The sequence below is a fragment of the Photobacterium alginatilyticum genome (genome assembly GCF_009910675.1).
GTDB classification, from domain to species: domain Bacteria; phylum Pseudomonadota; class Gammaproteobacteria; order Enterobacterales; family Vibrionaceae; genus Photobacterium; species Photobacterium alginatilyticum.
In genome coordinates this window covers 128,929-150,668 of record NZ_RSEJ01000013.1, presented here as the reverse complement: position 1 = coordinate 150,668, position 21,740 = coordinate 128,929, and the positions used below count along the sequence as shown (strand labels likewise).

The 21,740-nt window shown below is 50.9% G+C and carries 13 protein-coding genes, 1 tRNA gene, 3 rRNA genes and 1 riboswitch; of the genes, 12 read left to right on the top strand and 5 right to left on the bottom strand.

Annotation, left to right across the window (positions count from 1 at the left end; genetic code table 11):
* The 5 genes from EIZ48_RS13830 to metA form a co-directional block, all read left to right on the top strand.
* Nucleotides 1–128: ribosomal RNA gene (locus tag EIZ48_RS13830) — 23S ribosomal RNA — on the top strand; the annotation flags it as partial.
* 116 nt (nt 129–244) lie between these two features.
* A 5S ribosomal RNA gene (gene rrf, locus EIZ48_RS13825) occupies nt 245–360 on the top strand.
* Between the two features lie 91 nt (nt 361–451).
* A tRNA-Thr gene (locus EIZ48_RS13820) sits at nt 452–527 on the top strand.
* Nucleotides 528–535: 8 nt separating this feature from the next.
* Nucleotides 536–651: ribosomal RNA gene (rrf, locus tag EIZ48_RS13815) — 5S ribosomal RNA — on the top strand.
* A gap of 248 nt (nt 652–899) precedes the next feature.
* Entirely contained in the window at nt 900–1,841 is a 942-nt protein-coding gene (gene metA, locus EIZ48_RS13810; RefSeq protein ID WP_160652377.1) for a homoserine O-acetyltransferase MetA, read from the top strand.
* 69 nt (nt 1,842–1,910) lie between these two features.
* Here the strand turns inward: metA and EIZ48_RS13805 are convergent, their stop codons facing one another.
* Nucleotides 1,911–3,191: a cation:proton antiporter gene (locus tag EIZ48_RS13805; protein WP_160652374.1), complete on the bottom strand. Its 1,281-nt coding sequence runs from the start codon at nt 3,189–3,191 to the stop codon at nt 1,911–1,913.
* A 195-nt stretch (nt 3,192–3,386) separates the two neighbouring features.
* Here EIZ48_RS13805 and metH point away from each other — a divergent pair, with 195 nt between their 5' ends.
* Nucleotides 3,387–7,058, top strand: a complete 3,672-nt coding sequence (gene metH / locus EIZ48_RS13800; RefSeq protein WP_160652371.1) for a methionine synthase — start codon at nt 3,387–3,389, stop codon at nt 7,056–7,058.
* A gap of 71 nt (nt 7,059–7,129) precedes the next feature.
* Here the strand turns inward: metH and lysC are convergent, their stop codons facing one another.
* Entirely contained in the window at nt 7,130–8,500 is a 1,371-nt protein-coding gene (lysC, locus tag EIZ48_RS13795; RefSeq protein ID WP_160652368.1) for a lysine-sensitive aspartokinase 3, read from the bottom strand.
* A gap of 116 nt (nt 8,501–8,616) precedes the next feature.
* Nucleotides 8,617–8,797, bottom strand: a riboswitch (Lysine riboswitch).
* Between the two features lie 306 nt (nt 8,798–9,103).
* Between lysC and EIZ48_RS13785 the strand changes: the two genes are divergently transcribed.
* Nucleotides 9,104–10,222 (top strand): pyridoxal-phosphate-dependent aminotransferase family protein, encoded by a 1,119-nt coding sequence (locus EIZ48_RS13785; RefSeq protein WP_160652362.1) that lies wholly within the window; start codon nt 9,104–9,106, stop codon nt 10,220–10,222.
* A gap of 72 nt (nt 10,223–10,294) precedes the next feature.
* On the opposite strand, the gene EIZ48_RS13780 is transcribed toward EIZ48_RS13785, so the two are convergent.
* A complete protein-coding gene (locus tag EIZ48_RS13780) occupies nt 10,295–12,073 on the bottom strand; it encodes a PglL family O-oligosaccharyltransferase (RefSeq protein WP_160652359.1) in 1,779 nt (592 codons plus the stop codon).
* 89 nt (nt 12,074–12,162) lie between these two features.
* On the bottom strand, nt 12,163–15,000 hold the full coding sequence (gene uvrA / locus EIZ48_RS13775; RefSeq protein ID WP_160652356.1) for an excinuclease ABC subunit UvrA: 2,838 nt from the start codon (nt 14,998–15,000) through the stop codon (nt 12,163–12,165).
* Nucleotides 15,001–15,326: 326 nt separating this feature from the next.
* On the opposite strand from uvrA, the gene EIZ48_RS13770 reads away from it, so the two are divergent.
* Entirely contained in the window at nt 15,327–15,887 is a 561-nt protein-coding gene (locus EIZ48_RS13770; RefSeq protein ID WP_075762426.1) for a single-stranded DNA-binding protein, read from the top strand.
* Nucleotides 15,888–15,970: 83 nt separating this feature from the next.
* Here the strand turns inward: EIZ48_RS13770 and EIZ48_RS13765 are convergent, their stop codons facing one another.
* A complete protein-coding gene (locus tag EIZ48_RS13765; protein ID WP_160652398.1) occupies nt 15,971–16,852 on the bottom strand; it encodes a LysR family transcriptional regulator in 882 nt (293 codons plus the stop codon).
* A gap of 264 nt (nt 16,853–17,116) precedes the next feature.
* On the opposite strand from EIZ48_RS13765, the gene csrD reads away from it, so the two are divergent.
* The 4 genes from csrD to EIZ48_RS13745 all read left to right on the top strand — a co-directional run bounded on the left by csrD (nt 17,117) and on the right by EIZ48_RS13745 (nt 21,729).
* A complete protein-coding gene (gene csrD, locus EIZ48_RS13760; protein WP_160652353.1) occupies nt 17,117–19,084 on the top strand; it encodes an RNase E specificity factor CsrD in 1,968 nt (655 codons plus the stop codon).
* Between the two features lie 128 nt (nt 19,085–19,212).
* Nucleotides 19,213–20,730, top strand: a complete 1,518-nt coding sequence (locus tag EIZ48_RS13755) for a PilN domain-containing protein (protein ID WP_160652350.1) — start codon at nt 19,213–19,215, stop codon at nt 20,728–20,730.
* On the top strand, nt 20,727–21,362 hold the full coding sequence (locus EIZ48_RS13750) for an MSHA biogenesis protein MshJ (protein WP_160652347.1): 636 nt from the start codon (nt 20,727–20,729) through the stop codon (nt 21,360–21,362). Before EIZ48_RS13755 ends, EIZ48_RS13750 begins: the two co-directional genes overlap by 4 nt.
* The gene (locus EIZ48_RS13745) at nt 21,355–21,729 is read left to right on the top strand and encodes an MSHA biogenesis protein MshK (RefSeq protein ID WP_338046918.1); all 375 of its coding nucleotides are present in this window, start codon (nt 21,355–21,357) and stop codon (nt 21,727–21,729) included. The genes EIZ48_RS13750 and EIZ48_RS13745 overlap by 8 nt, the downstream gene beginning before the upstream one ends.
* The last annotated feature ends 11 nt before the right edge of the window (nt 21,730–21,740 follow it).

Sequence of the window (21,740 nt, the reverse complement as noted above, 5' to 3'; positions counted from 1 at the left end):
GATGAGTCATCCCTGATACTTTAAGTATCCTAAAGGGTTGTTGGAGACTACGACGTAGATAGGCAGGGTGTGTAAGCGCTGTGAGGCGTTGAGCTAACCTGTACTAATTGCCCGTGAGGCTTAACCATACAACACCCAAGGGGTTTTTTTGGACTCCACGAACGCTTGAATGTAAGCGCGAGAACGCTAGTTAGATTTTCCCAGATTGCTATTACTTGCTACGGCRGGTAATAAACAGAATTTGCTTGGCGACCATAGCATTATGGACCCACCTGATCCCATGCCGAACTCAGTAGTGAAACGTAATAGCGCCGATGGTAGTGTGGGGTCTCCCCATGTGAGAGTAGGACATCGCCAGGCTTGAATTTAGGTTTTCATCTTTTAGAAAAAGATGAAAACAAAAGTAAACAAAGCAGCATTAGTAAGACTTTGTTTATACGCAGAATTGCGTGCTGGTATAGCTCAGTTGGTAGAGCGCACCCTTGGTAAGGGTGAGGTCCCCAGTTCAAATCTGGGTACTAGCACCACTAATTTGTTCAGCGACAATAGCACAATGGTCCCACCTGATCCCATGCCGAACTCAGAAGTGAAACGTTGTAGCGCCGATGGTAGTGTGGGGTCTCCCCATGTGAGAGTAGGTCATTGCTGAACACCCTTTCAAAACCCAGCCTTTGGCTGGGTTTTCTCGTTTCTGGACGAGAATTCCCTTCATTACTTTTCCTCATCATCTCTTTGTTATCTACAATTCTTTTAATACTCTTTCCCTTGCACCTTAGACCAAATTTATATAGTTTTATTTTAGAAATCTGGACGTCTAAACATCTTAATGCCAACGTTTGTTATGAGGGAGGTCGGCATGTAAGTTGTTTCGTTCGGTATAACGTTTAAGGAGTAAACCAATGCCGATAAAAATTCCTGACCAATTACCTGCTACTGATATCTTACGTAGTGAGAATATCTTTGTGATGTCGGAAGCGCGTGCCGCTAGCCAGGAAATACGTCCTCTGAAGGTGTTATTGTTAAATTTGATGCCGAAGAAAATTGAGACGGAAACTCAGTTCTTACGGTTATTGTCAAATAGCCCGCTGCAAGTTGATGTGGAGTTGTTGCGAATAGACAACCGGCCAACCAAGAATACGCCAACTGAGCACTTAGATACGTTTTATCGTCAGTTTGAGATGGTAAAGGATCGGAACTACGATGGCCTGATTGTAACCGGAGCACCCCTGGGGCTCGTTCAATTTGAAGATGTGCTGTATTGGGAAGAAATACAAACAATCATGAATTGGGCCAAGGAGCATGTCACTTCGACTATGTTTGTTTGCTGGGCGGCACAGGCTGGCTTGAAGTTGTTATATGACTTGCCGAAGAGAACGCGCAAAGAAAAGCTGTCAGGGGTCTATTTCCACCGGACACATGATTGCCATAACCCTATTCTTCGCGGTTTTGATGACTCCTTCTTGGCGCCGCATTCACGGTATGCCGATTTTTCACCGGAGTATTTAGCCGAGCATACCGATCTCGATATTCTGGCAACCTCTGATCAGGCTGGTGTGTATCTGGCTGCCACCAAAGATAAGCGTAATGTCTTCGTGACGGGTCATCCGGAATATGATGTATCAACGCTGCATAATGAGTATGTACGTGATATGGCTGAGGGGATGGAGCCCGCGATACCTGTCAATTATTATCCCGATGATAACCCTGACAACCCTCCGGTTGCCAGCTGGCGCAGTCATGGCCATTTATTGTTTTCTAACTGGCTGAACTACTGTGTCTACCAGCAGACGCCTTATGATCTTGAGCATTTCTCGGAAGCCAACTTTACCAAGGATGATTAACCTGGAAATGAAAAGACCTGCAACAGCAGGTCTTTTTACTAAAGGCTTACTGCAACCGTTTATAGAAGATTACTGATTGTTAGCTTCCCATTGCTTGGCTTTGTGGATCAGTGGAGTAATAGTTGAGCCCTGAATGAGAATCGAAAATACAACGACGGCATAAGTCATCACCAAAATGATTTCCCTGACATCAATGTTCTTCTCCGGGATAACAATAATCCCTGCCGGGATAGCCATTGCCATCGCTAGGGCAAGGCCGCCACGTAATCCGCCCCAGGTCAGTATTTTCACCGAGAGTGGATTGTATTGCCGGTAGCGCTCGAAACCCATATACGAAAATTTGATACTTAGATAACGGCTGAGCAGTACCAGTGGAACAGCGACAACCATCAATACCCAGTCTTCCTGATGGAAACTGAACTGCAGCATGCTCATACCGATCAGCAGGAACAGTACGCCATTGAGGAACTCATCGACCAGTTCCCAGAAGTGGTCGAGATGATCCTCACTCTCTTTGGAAAAACCAATATAGCGAGTCCAGTTACCGATCATGATGCCGGAAACGACCATCGCCAGTGGCCCAGAGACATGAATAACATCGGCAAATACATAACCGGCAGTGGGAATACCTAAAGTCAGGAGGAGCTCCATCGAGTGATCATCGGTGGCGCTGATGAGGTAATGGAAGAGTAAGCCAAGTAAAAAGCCATAGACGATTCCTCCAATAGCCTCCTGTACAAATAGCTGACCCACACCAAGCACGGTTGGCGTTTCATTGCCGAAAGCAATGGTGAACAAGGTAACAAAAATAACGAGGCCGAAACCATCATTGAAAAGGGATTCACCTTCAATTTGTGTTGAGATGCGTTTCGGTGCATCGAGCTTTTTCACGATTGCCAGCACAGCGATTGGATCGGTAGGTGATATGAGTGAGCCAAAGATCAGGCAGTAGATAAGATCAAACTGAATACCGAGAAGCTGACAGATCCCCCAGAGAGAAAAGCCAATGAAGAAGGTAGAAAACAGGGTTGCCGCCAGGGCAAGGACTGTGATTTCCCACTTTTGATCTTCGAGGTTGGGTAGCTTAATCCCTAACCCACCGGCAAAAAGCAAAAAGCCCAGGATCCCTTTTAGCAGAAAACTCTCGAAGTTAATTTCGCCAAGCTGCTCGGCGGCAATATCTTCTAGATGAAACCAGCCATTTTGTCCTGCGATAACGATACCCAGTGACAATACCAATGCCCCGGCAGTAATGGCGATAGTGGTTTGCATTTTTCCTATTTTGCTGTTTATAAATGCAATGATCATTGCAGCTGCAGCAAGGAAGCAGAGGGTGCTATAGACTGACATGCGTCAACCTCAATATGGTTAAAAGTAAAGTATGAAATTGTGACAAAATATAAATCCATCACGCAGCGATAGCTATAGAAAACTTTCCTAGATTCTGGTTTTGTTTTGATAAAGAAAACAAGTTTAGACGTCTAGATTTCCATATGGACTGTGGTAGGATGTTATTCAGCTGTAAAAATAGATAAGGGAAGTAGTGTGGTGTTAAAGGGCAAGGAATTATTACAGAAGCGACTAGAACAGCAGATCCTGATCATTGATGGTGGTATGGGTACCATGATTCAGGGCTACAAGCTGGAAGAAGCGGATTATCGTGGTGAGCGGTTTGCTGACTGGCACTCAGATCTCAAGGGCAATAACGACCTATTGGTACTGATACAGCCCCAGTTGATCAAAGATATCCACTTGTCTTATTTAGAGGCCGGTGCAGATATTCTGGAAACCAACACCTTTAACGCAACTACCATTGCGATGGCTGACTATGACATGGAAAGCCTGAGCGCAGAGATCAACCTTGAGGCTGCACGCCTTGCCCGTCAGGCCGCAGATGAGTGGACTGCAAAAACACCGGATAAGCCGCGTTTTGTTGCCGGTGTCCTGGGCCCGACCAACCGCACATGTTCTATATCGCCAGATGTTAACGATCCCGGTTTTCGAAATGTCACCTTTGATCAATTGGTCGAGGCCTACTCAGAGTCCACCCGAGCGTTGATTGAAGGCGGCTCTGATCTCATTCTGATCGAAACGATCTTTGATACCTTGAATGCCAAAGCCTGTTCATTTGCTGTCGAGAGTGTTTTTGAAGAACTTGGCTTTGAATTGCCAGTAATGATCTCGGGCACGATCACCGATGCCTCTGGACGAACACTCTCCGGTCAGACGACTGAGGCATTCTATAACTCGCTCCGTCATGTTAAGCCGATTTCCTTTGGATTGAACTGTGCTCTGGGGCCTGATGAGCTTCGCCAGTATGTTGAGGAGCTGTCTCGTATTTCAGAGTGTGCCGTCTCAGCGCACCCGAATGCTGGTTTGCCCAATGCTTTTGGTGAATACGACCTGAGCCCGGAAGAGATGGCTGAGCACATTAAAGAGTGGGCTCAGAGTGGCTTTTTGAATCTCGTCGGCGGCTGCTGTGGTACCACTCCCGAGCATATCCGACAGATGGCTGAGGTGACGCGCGATATGACCCCTCGTCAGCTTCCGGACATTCCTGTTGCATGCCGTCTGTCGGGTCTAGAACCGTTGACGATAGAAGCCGATAGCTTGTTTATTAACGTCGGTGAGCGGACCAACGTTACCGGTTCAGCCCGCTTTAAGCGACTGATCAAAGAAGAGCTCTATGATGAAGCGCTGGAAGTCGCCCGTCAGCAGGTAGAGGCTGGTGCACAGATCATCGATATCAACATGGATGAGGGGATGCTGGATGCGGAAGCAGCTATGGTCCGTTTCCTCAACCTGTGTGCCACTGAACCCGAAATTTCGAAAGTACCGATCATGGTCGATTCTTCCAAGTGGGAAGTGATTGAGGCTGGCTTGAAGTGTGTTCAGGGCAAAGCCATCGTTAACTCCATTTCGCTCAAGGAAGGGAAAGACAAGTTTGTTAGCCAGGCCAAGCTGATCCGTCGTTATGGTGCAGCTGTTATCGTTATGGCATTTGATGAGGTTGGTCAGGCCGATACCCGCGAGCGGAAAATTGAAATTTGTACCAATGCCTACCGGGTCTTGGTCGATGAGGTGGGTTTCCCGCCGGAAGATATTATTTTCGACCCGAACATTTTCGCCGTGGCGACAGGGATTGATGAACATAACAACTACGCGGTGGATTTCATTGAGGCTGTGGGTGATATCAAGCGGACGCTACCGCATGCCATGGTTTCTGGCGGGGTTTCCAACGTCTCTTTCTCGTTCCGGGGCAATAACCCGGTGAGGGAGGCAATTCATGCCGTGTTCTTGTATCACTGTTTCAAGAACGGTATGGATATGGGGATCGTGAACGCCGGTCAGCTAGCTATTTATGATGATCTGCCGGATGAGCTTCGAGAAGCTGTTGAAGATGTTGTGCTTAACCGTCGTGATGATAGTACCGAACGATTACTGGATATTGCAGATAAGTACCGTGATAGCGGAACGGTAGAAGATGACCGTAGTGCCCAGGAATGGCGTGGCTGGGATGTCGAGAAGCGACTGGAACATGCGCTGGTCAAAGGCATTACCGAGTTTATTGTTGAGGATACGGAAGAAGCCAGAGCAAAGGCAAGCAAGCCGCTGGAAGTGATTGAAGGCCCATTGATGGCTGGTATGAACGTCGTTGGCGACTTGTTTGGTGAAGGCAAGATGTTCCTGCCGCAGGTGGTGAAGTCAGCCCGAGTAATGAAGCAGGCAGTGGCCTACCTTGAGCCGTATATTAATGCTGAAAAGCAGGCGGGAACATCGAACGGAAAAATCCTGCTGGCAACCGTGAAAGGGGACGTGCACGATATCGGTAAGAATATCGTCGGTGTGGTTTTGCAATGTAATAACTATGAAATTATCGACCTTGGCGTGATGGTCCCCTGCGATAAGATCCTGAAAGTCGCCAAGGAAAAAAATGTCGATATCATCGGTCTGAGTGGCCTGATCACCCCGTCGTTGGATGAGATGGTACATGTTGCCAAAGAGATGGAGCGCCAGGGTTTTGATCTTCCGTTGCTGATTGGCGGGGCAACAACTTCCAAGGCACATACTGCGGTGAAAATCGAAGAGAATTACCATGCGCCGGTTGTCTATGTCTCGAATGCGTCACGGGCGGTCGGTGTTTGCTCGGCACTGCTCTCTGATGAACAGCGCCCTGCGTTTGTCGAACGTCTGGATAAAGAGTATGTGGTGGTACGGGATCAACATGCCCGCAAAAAACCGCGTACCGCGCCTGTCACCCTGGAAGAAGCCCGTGCCAATAAGGTGGACATTGACTGGGCGGCCTATCAGCCTCCTGTTCCGGCGAAAGGCGGGATCCATACCTTCACAGATTTCCCTGTGTCTACGTTGCGTGAGTATATCGACTGGACCCCGTTCTTCATGACCTGGTCGCTCAGCGGTAAATACCCGACAATTTTGAGACATGAAGTTGTTGGCGAAGAAGCGCAGCGTCTGTTTGATGATGCCAATAAGCTACTGGATGAAATCGAGCAGACTGGCATGATCAAGGCTAATGGGATCTGTGGGTTGTTCCCTGCCAATAATATTGGCGATGACATTGAAGTTTACACCGATGAGTCTCGCAGCGAGGTGTTGACGACTTTGCATGGCTTACGCCAGCAGACGAAAAAGCCCAAAGGGCCAAACTACTGCTTGTCGGATTATATTGCCCCGAAAGAAAGCGGAAAGGCAGATTGGATTGGTGCGTTTGCGGTCACTGGCGGGATCGGTGAATATGAGATTGCGGATCAATTCAAGGCCAAGGGCGATGATTACAGCGCTATTATGATCCAGGCGGTAGCCGATCGTCTGGCAGAGGCATTTGCCGAGTATATGCATAAAATAGTGCGCAAAGAAATCTGGGGCTACGCGGCTGATGAGAACCTGAATAATGAGGATTTGATCCGCGAGAAGTACCAGGGTATTCGTCCTGCGCCCGGCTATCCTGCCTGTCCGGAGCATACGGAAAAAGGGGAGATTTGGAAGCTGCTGGATGTTGAGTCAAACACCGGAATGAAGTTGACTGAAAGCTTTGCGATGTGGCCGGGAGCGGCCGTATCGGGCTGGTATTTCTCACATCCGGACACGCGTTACTTTGCTGTGGCGCAGATACAAAGTGATCAGCGTGACAGTTATGCCGAGCGCAAAGGCTGGGATCTGGTTGAAGCTGAAAAATGGCTGGGGCCAAACCTATAAATGTTATATCTATAGTGAAATAAACAGGGCGCCGTTTGGCGCCCTGTTTGTAGTTAAGGCTTAGTGAGGATCTACTCGAAAATCTTCTGATGTAGCGCTTTCACGACTGACTTGGCATCTTGTTCTTTAACGAGGAAGCAAAGATTGTGCGGGCTGGCACCATAGCAGATCATACGCAGGTTATAGTCTTCCAATGTCCCGAATATTTGCTTGGCCGAGCCCTTTGTGCTGCTCATTTGATTGCCGATAAGCGCTACGAGACATAAGCCTTGTTCAACCTCGACCCGGCACAGTTCGCTAAGCGCTTCAACGGCTTTCGGCGGTAGGGTCGGTGCGCCGCCGCCGGTATCGGTCTGATCCAGTGTTAGCGAGACACTCACCTCTGAAGTCGTGATGAGATCGACAGATACCTTGTGCTCGGCGAGAATACGGAACACTTCGGCCAGGAACCCATAGGCGTGGAACATATTCAGGCTTGTCAGTGTCACCATTGTTTGGTTGCAACGCAGGGCCAGTGCCCGAAATAGCGGCGCGTCATCAACGCTTTCACGGATCCATGTGCCACCTTGCTCAGGTGCTTTGGATGAGCCGATAAATACCGGGATTTGCTGGCGTACAGCCGGTACCAGGGTTGATGGATGGAGGATCTTGGCACCGAAGTTGGCCATTTCCGAGGCTTCGCTAAAGCTGATTTCTTTTATTGGCTTGGCGGCTGCGGCTATACGGGGATCGGTGGTGTACATTCCCGGAACATCGGTCCAAATTTCCAGTGTTGATGCATCGACGGCTTCGGCGACCAGAGCGGCACTGTAGTCACTGCCCCCACGCCCCAAAGTTGTCGTCTGTCCCTTGCTGTCCGAGCCAATGAAGCCCTGTGAGACCACAACTTGATTTTCCAGCAGCGGCTGTAGTTTGTCCGTCGCAAGCTGGCGAATCGCCTCAGGTTGCGGGATGGCTTTTCCGAACTGGCTGTCTGTTCGCATGATGTCACGAATATCGAAACGTATAGTGTCTACACCCATTTCATTGAGAATTTGGGTAAACAGGTGGGTGGATAGTAATTCACCGTGAGAAACCAGTTGGTCAGTCAGCTGCACGCTTGGTTGCGAGGCTGCTTGTTCTGCCAGGGTAGACACTGAGTCTAATAGGCTCTCAACTTCTGAAACCACACTCTCTGGCGATTGCAGTTCGCTGAGCACGTTGTGGTGTATCTGGCCTAGTCGGGTCAATAGTTGCTGGCGACGGTCAGGTTCAGTCACTCCATTGGCCAGCTCGACAAGCAGGTTGGTTACACCAGAGCATGCACTGATTAAGACGATACGGGCGGCTGGATTATTTTTGATGATGGCAGCGCTACGGCTCATCGCCGTAAAATCGGCAACGCTGGTTCCACCAAACTTTGCGACAGTCAGAGCTGCGGCATGATTATCTACAGGGCTCAAAGCAAGTCTCCCAATAACAGTAAAATTATAACGAAAAATAGGGAATTTACTCGGGAGGATATTTCCCGACGTCCAATTGTCAGGAGAGCAGATAGGCGAGACGTATTGATAGCGCTACAACCAGAAGCTCCCCACCTTTCACTCGAGAAAGGTGACAGCCAGAAGGATTCAACCTTCGTGGCCGATACTGCAGGCCCCCTGTCCGGCAGTATCTCGGCGTTACTCCCCCTCTCTTATGCTGCCTTGGGGTGGGGCCCCGCAACATAGATACCTGGGTAACGCTCCTCTTCTATTTTTACCTGATGGTATTCCAGTCATCAGGATGAACAAAAAACGATCTCCATTGAAGCGAATTTGTTGCTCGTTTGTCAATGCCTGTGTGGGAAATTATGCAAATAAATTGCAATAATCCTGCCGGGCAATTTCTATGCTTTCGCCGCATGACTTGCTTCGAAATGAAATTCCTTTAATACTGGTTATCTGCGCTAAGGCCAATTGATACGACATCAGTGAGCGAGTGACTGAGTCTTTCGCTGGCGTAGCATTGCACCCTACACAGCTCTTCAGGGAATCACCGAACTCTTATAAAAGGGAGATACAATAATGACAATCGGTAGTTTTTATCCGCCACAACGTACATTAATGGGCCCCGGCCCATCTGATATTTACCCGCAGGTGTTACAGGCACTGAGCCGTCCGACGATCGGCCACCTGGACCCTCTGTTTATCGGCATGATGGATGAGCTGAAGCAGTTGCTGCAGTATGCCTTCCAGACCAAGAATACGTTCACTATCGCCGTTTCGGCCCCTGGCAGTGCCGGTATGGAAGCTTGTTTCGTGAACCTGGTCGAGCCTGGCGACAAAGTGATTGTCTGCCGTAACGGTGTGTTTGGTGAGCGGATGCGTGAGAATGTCGAGCGCTGTGGCGGCGTCGCTGTCATGGTGGACAATGCATGGGGCGAGCCGGTAGCACCGAGCCTGGTTGAGCAGGCGCTGGCGGCTAATCCGGATGCCAAAATTGTCGCCTTCGTCCATGCCGAAACATCTACCGGAGCCCTGACTGATGCCGAGGCGATTGCCAAGCTTGCCAGGCAGCATGATTGCTTAACGATTGTCGATGCGGTGACGTCTTTGGGCGGCGTGCCTTTGCTGGTGGATGAGTGGCAGCTTGATGCGGTTTATTCTGGTAGCCAGAAGTGTTTGTCGTGTGTGCCGGGTTTGTCGCCGCTGACCTTTTCGCAGCGTGCTGTCGATAAGATCCAAAGTCGTAAGATGCCGGTGCAAAGTTGGTTCCTGGATCAAAGCCTGGTACTGGGGTACTGGAGCGGAGAGGGCAAGCGCAGCTACCACCACACCGCGCCGGTCAATAGCCTGTATGCGCTGCATGAGGCGCTTGTTCTGTTACAGAGCGAAGGGCTGGAAAATGCCTGGCAACGTCATAAGGATGTTCACCTTGAGCTTCGCGAGGGACTGGAAAAACTAGGTATCGAGTTTGTGGTTGATGAAGCCTGTCGTCTGCCGCAGCTAAATGCGGTACATATTCCGGACGGTGTTGATGATGCCCTGGTACGCAAGACCTTGCTTGAGCGTTATAACCTGGAAATTGGTGCAGGCCTTGGTGCGTTGGCCGGCAAAGCCTGGCGTATAGGCTTGATGGGTTATGCGGCCCGCAGCGAAAATGTTGCTTTGTGTCTGAAAGCCCTGGAAACAACACTGAAGTAATCCCTTTCGCGATTGCGCAATTTTGCAAAACGGCTACTACGGTAGCCGTTTTGTTTTTGAGGGGCAGCTGGGTTATTTCGTAGTTGCAGGCTGGTTTGCTTGTTTATTTGTATCCGAAGCAGCTTGGCTCAGAATTGGCGTTGCCTCACTTGAGGTAAAGTCAATATTAGGAAACAGATATTGCGCTTCTTGCCGAATTTGCTCTGCCTGACTGATATTGCCAAGCAGGTGATAGGCGGCGATGAGGTTTTGATACAGCGCCGGACGAGGCCAGTTCACTGCTTTCTGTGTTGCCCATTGGATGTATTCATTGATCAGAGTCGGGTTGTTCGAACTCGCCCCAAGCTGAAGCTGGGTAACATGCAAATCCCATTCAAATCGATGTTTCCACGCCCAGGGATTATTGACCTTGAGCAGGTAGTCAACATTGACCGGGCGGGTCGTTTCGTATTTTGTCAGTAGGTAGCCCGAGTACAGCGTCGTAACCATATAGCTGGTCGTGGCGATAGGTAGCAGTACGACCAGTACACGAATAGTCAGTACATAGCTTGCCTTGAACCGATAATACTTGGCCGTCAGGTTATCTACCCAATAGATCAAAATAATGAAGATCACCCAGTGTGCCAGTGAATGGTAAAACGGGTATTCGAGCTGGGTATGTAGCGTTATCGGAAAAAATAGACCAACCAGCGCAAGCTGAGTTCCTTCACGGGCTTTCTTGATTTTGGCAAAAACGGCCGCGGCCGCCAGAAGTAGCGCCAAGAGCGGGACGACTCCTCCCTCTGAAGCCCAGTAAAGTAATTCATTGTGCGGATGATCGAGCGCAGCCATACCAAAGTGCTGCTCGGGATCGGCATGATGCCACTGGGCCGTCTGGGTAATGAATGACGTTTCAAATGTACCGTAGCCATAGCCTGTCAGCGGCTGTTTCAAAAACATATTGAAGGCTTGCGGAATATGAATGGAGCGCGCGCTCTCCAGGCTTACCTTCTTCTCAACGGGGGTCCAGCCCGTGCTGCTTACCAGGTTCCAGGATGCACTCAGACCAAGCGCTATCATTAGCAGCCACATCCGGTACGGTGCCTTGGCAGCAAAGCGGCGCAGGTAGGGGATCATCAACCCGGTACCAATAATGGCTCCCAGCCAGCCAGTGCGGGAGCTAAGTACAACCAGTATGGGAATGGTAATAACAGGCGTTAGCAGCAAAAACAGCTGTTGCCATGACCACTTGCCACGGTACATCGGGATGCGTGCCAGTAAGTAAGCGGATAGTACCAAACCGGTCGCCAGGAAGCTGGCCATGACATTGGGTTGCTGGAATATGCCGTAAGGGCGGTTGCCTATGGTGTCATAACCCATCCAGTTGTCAGGCTCTAGCCATATAAACTGGTACCAGCCGAGAGAGGCCTGGATCCAGACCGCAATCAGAACCATCCATAACATGCGTTGACGTTGGCTATGGGTGAACGAAAATTGCTGCAGGCAGATGAAAAATATCAGCCCGGCCCAGAGGGCCAATAAGCGGTTAATCACCTCGGAACCGACTGCGTTGGGGTAAAAGGCTGGTACTGTCAGCAGAGTACAGCAGGCAATCAGGATCAGGGTCAGGCGTGAATAGCGCCAGGTCTTCTGGCGGCATATTTCGAACAGACCAAAAGCAACAGCAAAGCTGAAGGGGATCCAGCTCGCGGCATTGAATGATAGCTCTAGCCCAGAGCCACCCGGGTTGTGCTGGAAGTAATGCATAGCCAGCAAAAAGAGGAAACCGATAGAGGCCAGAAAGGGACGCACCATCGGTTTGCTTATCTTTTGTTCTGCCAGTCTGGTGCCTTGTACATGTAACACTGTCATGGTGATTCTGAGCCTGTTGAGCTGATGTCTGATACTAAACAGGCTGATTGATACCAGCCTGAGTGTTATTTGTCATGCCTTATTTTGCTTTATTGCGTCAGACTTGGCAGCAATGGCTTGAGGAAGCGTGCCGTATGGGAGCCCTCAACCAGCGCGACTTGCTCCGGTGTGCCTGTTGCAACAATTTCACCGCCTCCGTTGCCGCCTTCCGGGCCAAGGTCGATGATCCAGTCGGCTGTTTTGACCACGTCGAGGTTATGCTCGATAACAACAATGGTGTTGCCGTGATTTCGCAGGCGGTGCAGTACCGACAGTAGTTGCTGAATATCATGGAAGTGTAAGCCGGTTGTCGGCTCATCCAGAATGTACAGGGTTTTCCCGGTATCGCGCTTGGACAGCTCGCGGGCTAACTTCACACGCTGTGCCTCACCGCCGGACAGGGTTGTCGCTGCCTGCCCAAGCCGGATATACGATAAGCCGACATCGATTAATGTCTGCAACTTTCTTGCGATTGCTGGAACCGGATCAAAGTACTCCCTGGCATCTTCCACTGTGAGATCCAGGACTTCATCAATACTCTTGCCCTTGTAGCGGATCTCCAGCGTTTCGCGGTTATAGCGCTTACCTTTACAGGAATCGCAAGGTACGTAGACATCCGGCAGGAAGTGCATCTCTACCTTGATCACCCCGTCACCCTGACAGGCCTCGCAGCGTCCGCCTTTCACATTAAAGCTGAAGCGGCCCGGCTTATAGCCTCGGGTGCGGGCCTCCTGCGTACCGGCAAACAGTTCCCTGATAGGGGTAAAGATCCCGGTGTAGGTGGCAGGGTTGGAACGTGGTGTACGGCCAATCGGGCTCTGGTCGATATCGATAACTTTGTCGCAGTGCTCCAGATCATGGATCTCGCGGTACGGAGCAGCATCGCCGGACGTTGCGCCATTTAACTGGTGGTGGGCAATGCGGAAGAAGGTATCGTTGATCAGGGTCGATTTTCCTGACCCGGACACCCCGGTGATACAGGTGAACAGGCCGACCGGAATTTCAACGTCGACATTTTTCAGGTTATTTCCGGTCGCGCCCAGTAGCTTGACGGTCTTCTCCGGGTTGAACTCGATACGCTGCTCGGGTACCACAATCGACTTGGCACCGCTGAGGTACTGTCCGGTCAATGAGGTTTCGGCGTCAAGAATATCGTTCAGGCCGCCTTCGGCAATCACCTGGCCACCGTGGACACCGGCTCCCGGGCCGATATCGATAACATGGTCGGCGGTGCGGATGGCGTCTTCATCGTGTTCGACCACGATAACGGTGTTGCCGAGATCACGCAGGTGGGTCAGGGTTTTGAGCAGGCGCTCATTATCACGCTGGTGGAGACCGATTGATGGCTCGTCGAGGACATACATAACACCCACCAGGCCGGCACCAATCTGGCTGGCGAGGCGGATACGCTGGGCCTCGCCCCCGGACAGGGTTTCGGCACTACGAGAGAGATTGAGGTAGTTCAAGCCGACGTTGACCAGGAAGTTCAGTCGGTCACAGATCTCCTTGAGCACTTTTTCTGCGATCTGGGCCTTTTGGCCGACTAGCGATAGCTGCTCGAAAAACGCCAGTGCCTCAATGATGCTCAGCTCACTGATTTGAGGCAGGGTGGTATCGGCAATGAAGACATTACGGGCCTCAAGGCGCAGACGAGAGCCGTTACAGCCGCTACATGGCTTGGTCGAGACAAATTTGATCAGCTCTTCGCGTACGGAGTTGGACTCTGTCTCGCGGTAGCGACGCTCCATGTTATTGAGGATCCCCTCGAACGGATGACGGCGTACCGTGATATCGCCACGGTCGTTGATGTATTTGAACTCAATTTCTTTCTTATCGGAACCGCTGAGGATGAGGTTCTGGATTTTCTTCGGCAGCTCGTTAAACGGTGTTTCGATATCAAACTCAAAATGCTCGGCCATGGATTTGAGCATCTGGAAGTAATAGAAATTACGTTTGTCCCAGCCGCGGATAGCGCCGCCGGAGAGGCTAAGCTCGCCGTTCTGTACCACGCGTTCAGGATCAAAGTACTGCTGAACACCCAGACCGTCACACGTGCCGCAGGCGCCGGCCGGGTTGTTGAACGAAAATAAACGCGGCTCAAGTTCCTGCATGCTGTAGCCACAATGCGGGCAGGCAAAGTTGGCTGAAAAAACAATCTCGTCGATCTCGCCTGCCGTCATCGGGCTGATCACCACTGTACCGCCGGATAGCTCCAGTGCGGTTTCAAACGATTCGGCCAGGCGTTGCTGGAGATCGTCGCGGACCTTGAAGCGATCGACAACGACCTCGATGGTGTGTTTTTTATGGAGCTCCAGGGTCGGTGGATCGGAAAGATCGCAGACTTCACCATCGATCCTGGCCCGGATATAGCCCTGGGCAGCCAGGTTTGCCAGTGTTTTGACGTGCTCACCTTTGCGCTCTTTGACGATAGGCGCGAGTAGCATCATCTTACTGCCTTCAGGAAGCTCCAGTACCTTGTCAACCATCTGGCTGACGGTCTGGGCAGCCAGCTCTACATTATGTGTCGGACAGCGCGGCTCACCGACTCGGGCATAAAGCAGACGAAGGTAATCGTATACCTCGGTGATAGTACCGACGGTTGAGCGCGGGTTGTGGGATGTTGATTTTTGCTCGATAGAAATAGCCGGTGAAAGCCCTTCGATATGATCGACATCCGGCTTTTCCATCAGGGACAAGAACTGACGGGCATAGGCCGACAGAGACTCAACGTAACGACGCTGGCCTTCGGCGTATAGGGTGTCAAAGGCGAGTGAGGACTTACCTGAGCCTGACAGGCCGGTGATCACAATCAGTTTGTCTCTGGGAATAGAAAGACTGATGTTTTTAAGGTTGTGGGTCCGGGCACCCCTGACTTCGATCTTATCCATGGTATGCGAGCTTTTTGGCTGACTAATAATTGGACCAGCATTATCGCATAGCAAGGAAAAGCTTGAAAGCAAAAGCTGTATAAAGATACAGTATAATGTGTGTTTATTGAGCGGTGTTTGACGTGGGAACGGGTGACATAAATACGAATGAAAGTTTCCTGTGGCGTATCAGGCACTCATGGGAAATGCGTAAAAATTGCGTCAGATAACACGGTTTCGGGCCTATGCCTGAGCCGTGTCTGCATGATAAACTGCGCGATTAAGTATAAACTTTGACTAGCGGCTATTGGTGTTAAGATAGCACGCGAACAGATTTGGAGTTAAGTATGGCCAGTCGTGGCGTAAATAAGGTTATCTTAGTCGGTAACTTAGGTAATGACCCAGAAATCCGTTATATGCCAAGTGGTGGTGCAGTAGCAAATATTACCATTGCTACCTCTGAATCATGGCGTGATAAAGCTACTGGCGAGCAGCGTGAAAAGACGGAATGGCACCGTGTAGCGCTATTTGGCAAGTTGGCAGAAGTCGCCGGTGAATACCTGCGTAAAGGTTCACAGGTATACATCGAAGGTCAACTGCAGACGCGTAAATGGCAGGACCAAAACGGCCAGGACCGTTACACAACTGAAGTTGTGGTTCAGGGCTTCAACGGTGTGATGCAAATGCTTGGCGGTCGTCAGGGCGGCGGTCAGGGTATGGGCGCACCTATGGGTGGCGGTCAGCAGCAGCAAGGTGGTTGGGGACAGCCTCAGCAACCAGCCGCAGCACCTCAGCAGAATTTTGCGCCTCAGCAGCAACAGTCGGCACCGCAGCAGCAGGCTCCTCAGCAGCCACAGCAGCAGTACAATGAGCCGCCAATGGATTTCGATGATGACATTCCGTTTTAATTAAACAGAGATGTCAGAGAAAAGCAGCGCACTGTCGCTGCTTTTTTATTGCCAGAATTTAGGCTGGCTGCTTGTTGCCCCCGCTACACTGAGTTTGATTTCTCTTTAATAAAGTCAATGAACAGCTTGGTCTTCACATGGTTGTAGTCTAGCTTCGGGTAGTAGGCATAGGCCGAGCTGACGGGCTGCTTTAGCTCTGGCAGAACCGGCACCAGCAACCCCTTGCTGAGCTCTCTTCTTACCATTTTCTCGCCGGTCAGGATAATGCCCATTCCGGCAACGGCTGCGGCCACCAGGGCTTCCGGATTCTGAGTGGTGAAGTTACCGCGAAGTCGCAGACGAATGTTGTTTTCAAACACATGTTCTTGTTCATGGCCGTGAGTCCCGAACAGCAGGCAGTTGTGCTGAGTCAGCTGTTCTGGCGTTTCTATCTGTGATTTGTCTTCCAGATAGCCGGGAGAGGCATAAAAACTGGGTTGGAAGTTAAATAAACGCGTCGCAATATAGCTGGAGGAGTTGAAGTCGGTCAGCTCCCGGCTGATGAATACATCCAGGTTCAGATCAGGCAGCTGGCCCGGTGTTATTGTGTGCAGCTCGACCTGAATGTTGGGGTAAGTCTCGATAAACTCGGCCAGGTAATGAACCAGCAAACGGCTACCGGTTGCCAGCGGGGCGCCGATCCGGAGGATGCCGCTGACCTCGCCGTAGGTTGAGGTCGTTTCGGCAAGCATCTGGTGCCAGTCTTCAAGCAGACGGGCGCTACGCTGGTAGAAGAGCTTGCCGGCTTCCGTCATTGTCAGACTACGGGTAGTTCGCTTAAGTAACTGAACGCCTAGCTGTTTTTCTAACCAAGACAGACGCTTGGACAGGGCTGAACTTGAGGTGTTGAGCTTGGTCGCTGCCAGGGCCAGAGAGCCTTGGTCGACAACCGTGACAAAGCTGGTGGTACACGTTATCCAATCCATATATTGATAGTATCCGTAGACTGTTACCCAAACCGGTAAGGTGATGATAACAAACGGGGCGATGATCTGAACCATTGGCAGTCAATCCATTTTTGGGGATTGAACGGTTTGGCCTGGGTTAACAATTTTTTAAATTGTCGACCTGAACACTAACACTGTGGCTGAGGGAGTGATATTTTGCTCATTAGACCTGTACGAATTTGCATGGATTGACTCTGTGGTGGGTCATTGGAACATCATTAATTTAGCTAGAATTGGATTCTTATGAGAAAAGCCTCCGGCATGAAGTTAACCAACCGTCTGGTTGCCTTCGTTACGCTCATCGTGATTTGTGCCATCTTTGTGATTTTTATCGGCGGTGCCGTTAGTTTTCGAAAACTGGGGCAGGACTACCTGACTCATTACATCGATGGCATTGTCGAGGTGATCGATCAGGAGCTTGCTGATCCGCAGGGGGCACAGTCTCTGTCGCGCTGGCTGCCCAAGTTGTTGAAGGCCAGTAATGTCGTCGAGTTGGAGGTGGGGAGTTCGTCAGGGGTAATTTATGCCTTTAAAGGGCTTCAGACCGTCAATGATCCGACGATATTGCAGCAGAGCCATTATACGCTTAATCACAACCCCGGCTTTTATATTAACTTAAAGTCGATCCCTCCCTATACGAAGTTTACGTACTCCATCGGTGCCATGTCATCCATTAGCCTGGCCATTGCAATTATTATCATGGGGCTAGTGTGGGGGGTGAACTGGCTGCGCCAGCAGCTCTATGGCTCGGAATTGCTGGAGCATCGCGGCCGGCTGATCCTGGCCGGAAAGGTTGACGACAATGCGGTCGGAGATGAGCAAGAGTGGCCGGCGACGGCCAGCCTTGCCCTGGATCAGATGATTGCCGAGCTTAAGGACGCCCGCCAGGAGCGGAGCCGATTTGATACCTTTATTCGTACTCATACTTTTCTGGATCAGTTAACCGGGGCGGCAAACCGGGTGCTTTTCGATAGCCGCCTGCAATCTATGGTGCAGGATCAGGAGACGCACGGTGCGGTGATCCTGATCCGGATCTCTGACTGGGATGAGCTATTGGCCGAGAAAGGAAAAGATGTTGCCGATGAGCTGGTCCAGGATGTCGGTATGATCCTGTCAAACCAGATCCAGCGTTATCCCGATACGGTGTTATCACGGTACTTTGACGCCGAGTTTGCGATCCTGCTCTCCCAGCAGTCGGCAAAAGAGGTCAAGCAGTTTACCAATCAGCTACTCAAAGCCCTGGAAAGATTGACCCCCGTTGCGCCCTTGCAGCCGGATAACTGGTGTCATATCGGCGTGACATTCTGCTCGAGCGGCGAGCGTCGTGGCCGGGTGATGGATGAAGCCGATATGGCGTTGCGCAGCGCCCAGCTTCAGGGCACCAATAACTGGTATGCCTTCCAGAAAGATCAGCAGTATGAAGATGCCCGTGGCAGCGTGCGCTGGCGTACTTTGCTGGATGCCGTGTTTAACAGCGGCGGCCCAATATTGTACCAGCAGCCTGCTTTGGCGCTGGATGGAGAAACGATTGTCCACCGAGAGCTGCTGGCCCGGATCCAGGATGAAAATGGCGTCCTGATTAAAGCGTCACGTTTTTTGACGGCGGTCGAGCAGGTTGGGTTCAGCGCCCGGATGGACAGGCAGGTTATAGGCCAGGCTATCGAGTTATTAAAAAATAGCCCGGTCAATGACTCTCTGTCGGTGAATGTAAGTGTCGAGGCCCTGCTGGAAAAAGAGTTTGTTCGCTGGCTTCGTGATGAGTTGCTGCAAACACCGCGCACGGTGCTCAACCGGCTGTCGATTGAAATCGCTGAAAGCGGCTTGGTCAAACACCTTGATGCCATGCGTCCTGTGGTCAGGATGATCGTGGGGCTGGGGTGTAAATTGGTTGTGGATCAGGCTGGCCGAACCATTGTCAGCACCCACTATATCAAGGACATCAAGGCAGATTATATCAAGCTGCACCGAGGGTTGGTCCGTGAGATCGACCAGCGGCAGGAAAACCAGCTATTTGTCAGAAGTATGCTGGGGGCCTGTGCAAACTCAAATGCCCAGGTAATTGCCGTCGGGGTGGAAAACGAGAAGGAATGGCGGGTGCTCAAGCAGTTAGGCGTACAAGGAGGTCAGGGACGTTTCTTTGCGGCAGAGCTTTCTGTTAGACAGACGCCAAAAGGAAACAGCCAGTCAGGTAAAACTATGTTTGGGCGGTAACAACTGGCACAAAAAAAACTATGTAATCAATAAAAGCTCGTTATAATGGTCAAATTATTGACAGCCGCTAGTTGTTAGTGCTTTTCAGTAGCAAAATCGGTGTATTTTGTGAGCAGTGTTGGAGTTTCATGAAATCTAAATCTTTGCTTAGTCGGTATTTAAAAAAGAAAAGCCGTAACAAACAGGCTTGTTTGGCCATCTTTGCTGATTCCATCACAGTAGTTTATGAATCTGAGTCGGAATGGATAACAGAAACCCTGGTTGTTTCTAATGCCGGAGACTGGGATTCGGTCATAATATCGTTGCTTGCCAAGCACCAGCTGGGGGGCAGTAGCTTACGTTTGGTACTAGGCCATGGCCTCTATCAGAGCATGCTTATTGAGAAGCCGGAGCTGCCGCGCGAGGAGTACTCGACGGCACTGCCTTTTTTGGTTAAAGATCTGGTCAATGAGTCCCCGCTGGAACTGGTGGCCGATGGCTTTCAGGCGCCGCTAAAAGATCGTTTGCAGGTTGTTGTCACGAATCGTAATCAGGTCGAGCAGTTGATCCGGATCTGTAACGAGGCTGGTTGTGACGTAGTCTCTATATCGGCAGAGGAAGTGGTATGGGGACAATTAACCGCCCCGTCCCTGAGTCAGCTGGTATTGCACCGTCGCCGCCACGCCAGCCTGCAGTTAACGGCTTTTAAACAGCAGGAAATGTGCTTTCAGCGTCAGCTGCGTGGTTTTCCGTCCCCTTTGCTGGATAGCGAGATGCCGGGAGAGATGAACCATGCCCTGCAGCTAGACAGCCTGGCGCTTGAGCTGCAGCGATCGCTTGATTTTCTGAGTGCTCAGCTGCGCGATACGCCGATCACCCAGCTGTTAATCTCCTGTGACGATGACGATGACAGTGCGTTGGCTGCCGAACTGAGCCAGCGCCTGAGTGTGTCTGTTGCCGCTGTCACGCCGCCACATCCGGTATTGATGACGAATGCTGCCCGTGTTGCCTTTGCTGCGCTGATAGAGCCCGAAGGGGCAAACAGCATTAATTTATATAGCGAGGCTCTCAAGCCGCACACTCAGCTCATGACGCTGCAGAATGTAGTGCTTAGCTGGGCACTGGCCGTGGTCGTGATGGTCTCAATGGCTGGCTGGTATAGCTGGCAGAACTACCAGCAGCAGCAACAGCTGGCTGCCGAAAGAAGCCGCCTGGACAGTAAGCAGTCAGAGCTTAACAGGGCCAAAGCAGCGCTTGCCGAGCATATTCCCAGCCCATTAAAAGTCGAGTTAGCCGGAGAGTTGGAGCAACATTTGGCGGCCAAGCAGGCCACTTTGAAGGCCATTGAAATGCACGACAAAAGTTTGCAGGTCGGTTATGCCGGATTGTTGCGTCAATTATCGGACGCGGCAAGCGGGAACATCTCTGTCAATCGTATTCGGGTAACCGGAAGGCATCTGGACCTGGAAGGGTTGGCCCGGACACCGGAGTCGGTCCCAACCTGGGTGAAGGCATTCAAAGGCTACCCTGATCTGTCCGACCGGCGTTTTCAACTGATGTCACTCGGACGCAATGAACAAAATGTGGTGACGTTTAAATTACTGGCTGAGCGTGGATCGGCAATAGCGAAAAAACCTGTATTACCCGCGAGCGAGGTTGCCCGATGAGTGGCTGGCAGAAATTAAGCGATCGGTTTGAGTTACTGACTCGCCGCGAACAATGGCTGATTTTGCTATCAGGCTGGATTGCCTTGTTATTTGTCGGTTTCGTGATGTTTATTGAGCCGCAAGTCAAGGCGCTGACCTCGGCCCGGCAACAGGTTGTCTCAGTGGCCAATGAGATCACCAACAACGCCAACCAGCTCATTATGATTGAGCGCAAACTCAGGAGTGATCCGAACCAGGATGTCGAGCGCAATATCGACAGGCTGGAGCGAGAGAACTCGACCCTTGACGATCAGTTGCAGGGCCGCGTAGCCAGCTTGGTAACGCCAATCCAGATGTCGGGGTTGATGGAACAGGTTCTTCAGCGCTCGGAACGCTTAAAGTTGGTGTCGCTGGAGTCGCTGCCTTCTGTGCAGCTAATCAGTGGCGAAGACGAGGGGTATTATATTCACCCGGTTCGCCTTAATCTGCGTGGTCGCTATTTTGATGTTGTGAACTACCTGGCCCAGCTTGAAGCGCTGCCGGTTAAATATTACTGGCGGAGCTTGAACTATCAGGTGGATAAGTACCCTTGGGCCGATATCCAGCTGGACGTTTATACCTTGGGCGAGAGTAAGGATTTTATCGGTGGTTAAAGCTGAGATGGTTAGATTAGGGCTGGGCAAATCAAGCTTGGTTATTAAGCATGGAGCTATCGCTGTTGCTCTGTGTGGCTTACTTGCTGGCTATGTACAGGCAAGCCAGGATCCGACGGCACCGTTAGGTTGGCAAACTCCGACGAAAAAGCCCACCGTAACCCAAGCCAGGCTCCCTCAACTGCAGGGGATTGTATGTGGTGAATTGAGTGCCTGTACGGTGATTTTGAATAATGTGCCCGTTGAACTTGGCGGAAGAGTCAGCGGCTACACCTTGACTGACATTCAGGACGATTATGTCACGGTAACACGCGGCGGTAAAAAATGGCGTCTGGAGCTATTTGCCGACATTGTGAAAGCAAATTAAAACAATAAAGT

What these genes read in the sequence shown, in the direction of transcription:
- uvrA (WP_160652356.1), bottom strand. Translation starts at nt 15,000, where the DNA reads ATGGATAAGATCGAAGTCAGGGGTGCCCGGACCCACAACCTTAAAAAC.
- EIZ48_RS13805 (WP_160652374.1), bottom strand. Translation starts at nt 3,191, where the DNA reads ATGTCAGTCTATAGCACCCTCTGCTTCCTTGCTGCAGCTGCAATGATC.
- EIZ48_RS13780 (WP_160652359.1), bottom strand. Translation starts at nt 12,073, where the DNA reads ATGACAGTGTTACATGTACAAGGCACCAGACTGGCAGAACAAAAGATA.
- EIZ48_RS13765 (WP_160652398.1), bottom strand. Translation starts at nt 16,852, where the DNA reads ATGGATTGGATAACGTGTACCACCAGCTTTGTCACGGTTGTCGACCAA.
- EIZ48_RS13750 (WP_160652347.1), top strand. Translation starts at nt 20,727, where the DNA reads ATGAGTGGCTGGCAGAAATTAAGCGATCGGTTTGAGTTACTGACTCGC.
- EIZ48_RS13770 (WP_075762426.1), top strand. Translation starts at nt 15,327, where the DNA reads ATGGCCAGTCGTGGCGTAAATAAGGTTATCTTAGTCGGTAACTTAGGT.
- csrD (WP_160652353.1), top strand. Translation starts at nt 17,117, where the DNA reads ATGAGAAAAGCCTCCGGCATGAAGTTAACCAACCGTCTGGTTGCCTTC.
- EIZ48_RS13755 (WP_160652350.1), top strand. Translation starts at nt 19,213, where the DNA reads ATGAAATCTAAATCTTTGCTTAGTCGGTATTTAAAAAAGAAAAGCCGT.
- metA (WP_160652377.1), top strand. Translation starts at nt 900, where the DNA reads ATGCCGATAAAAATTCCTGACCAATTACCTGCTACTGATATCTTACGT.
- EIZ48_RS13785 (WP_160652362.1), top strand. Translation starts at nt 9,104, where the DNA reads ATGACAATCGGTAGTTTTTATCCGCCACAACGTACATTAATGGGCCCC.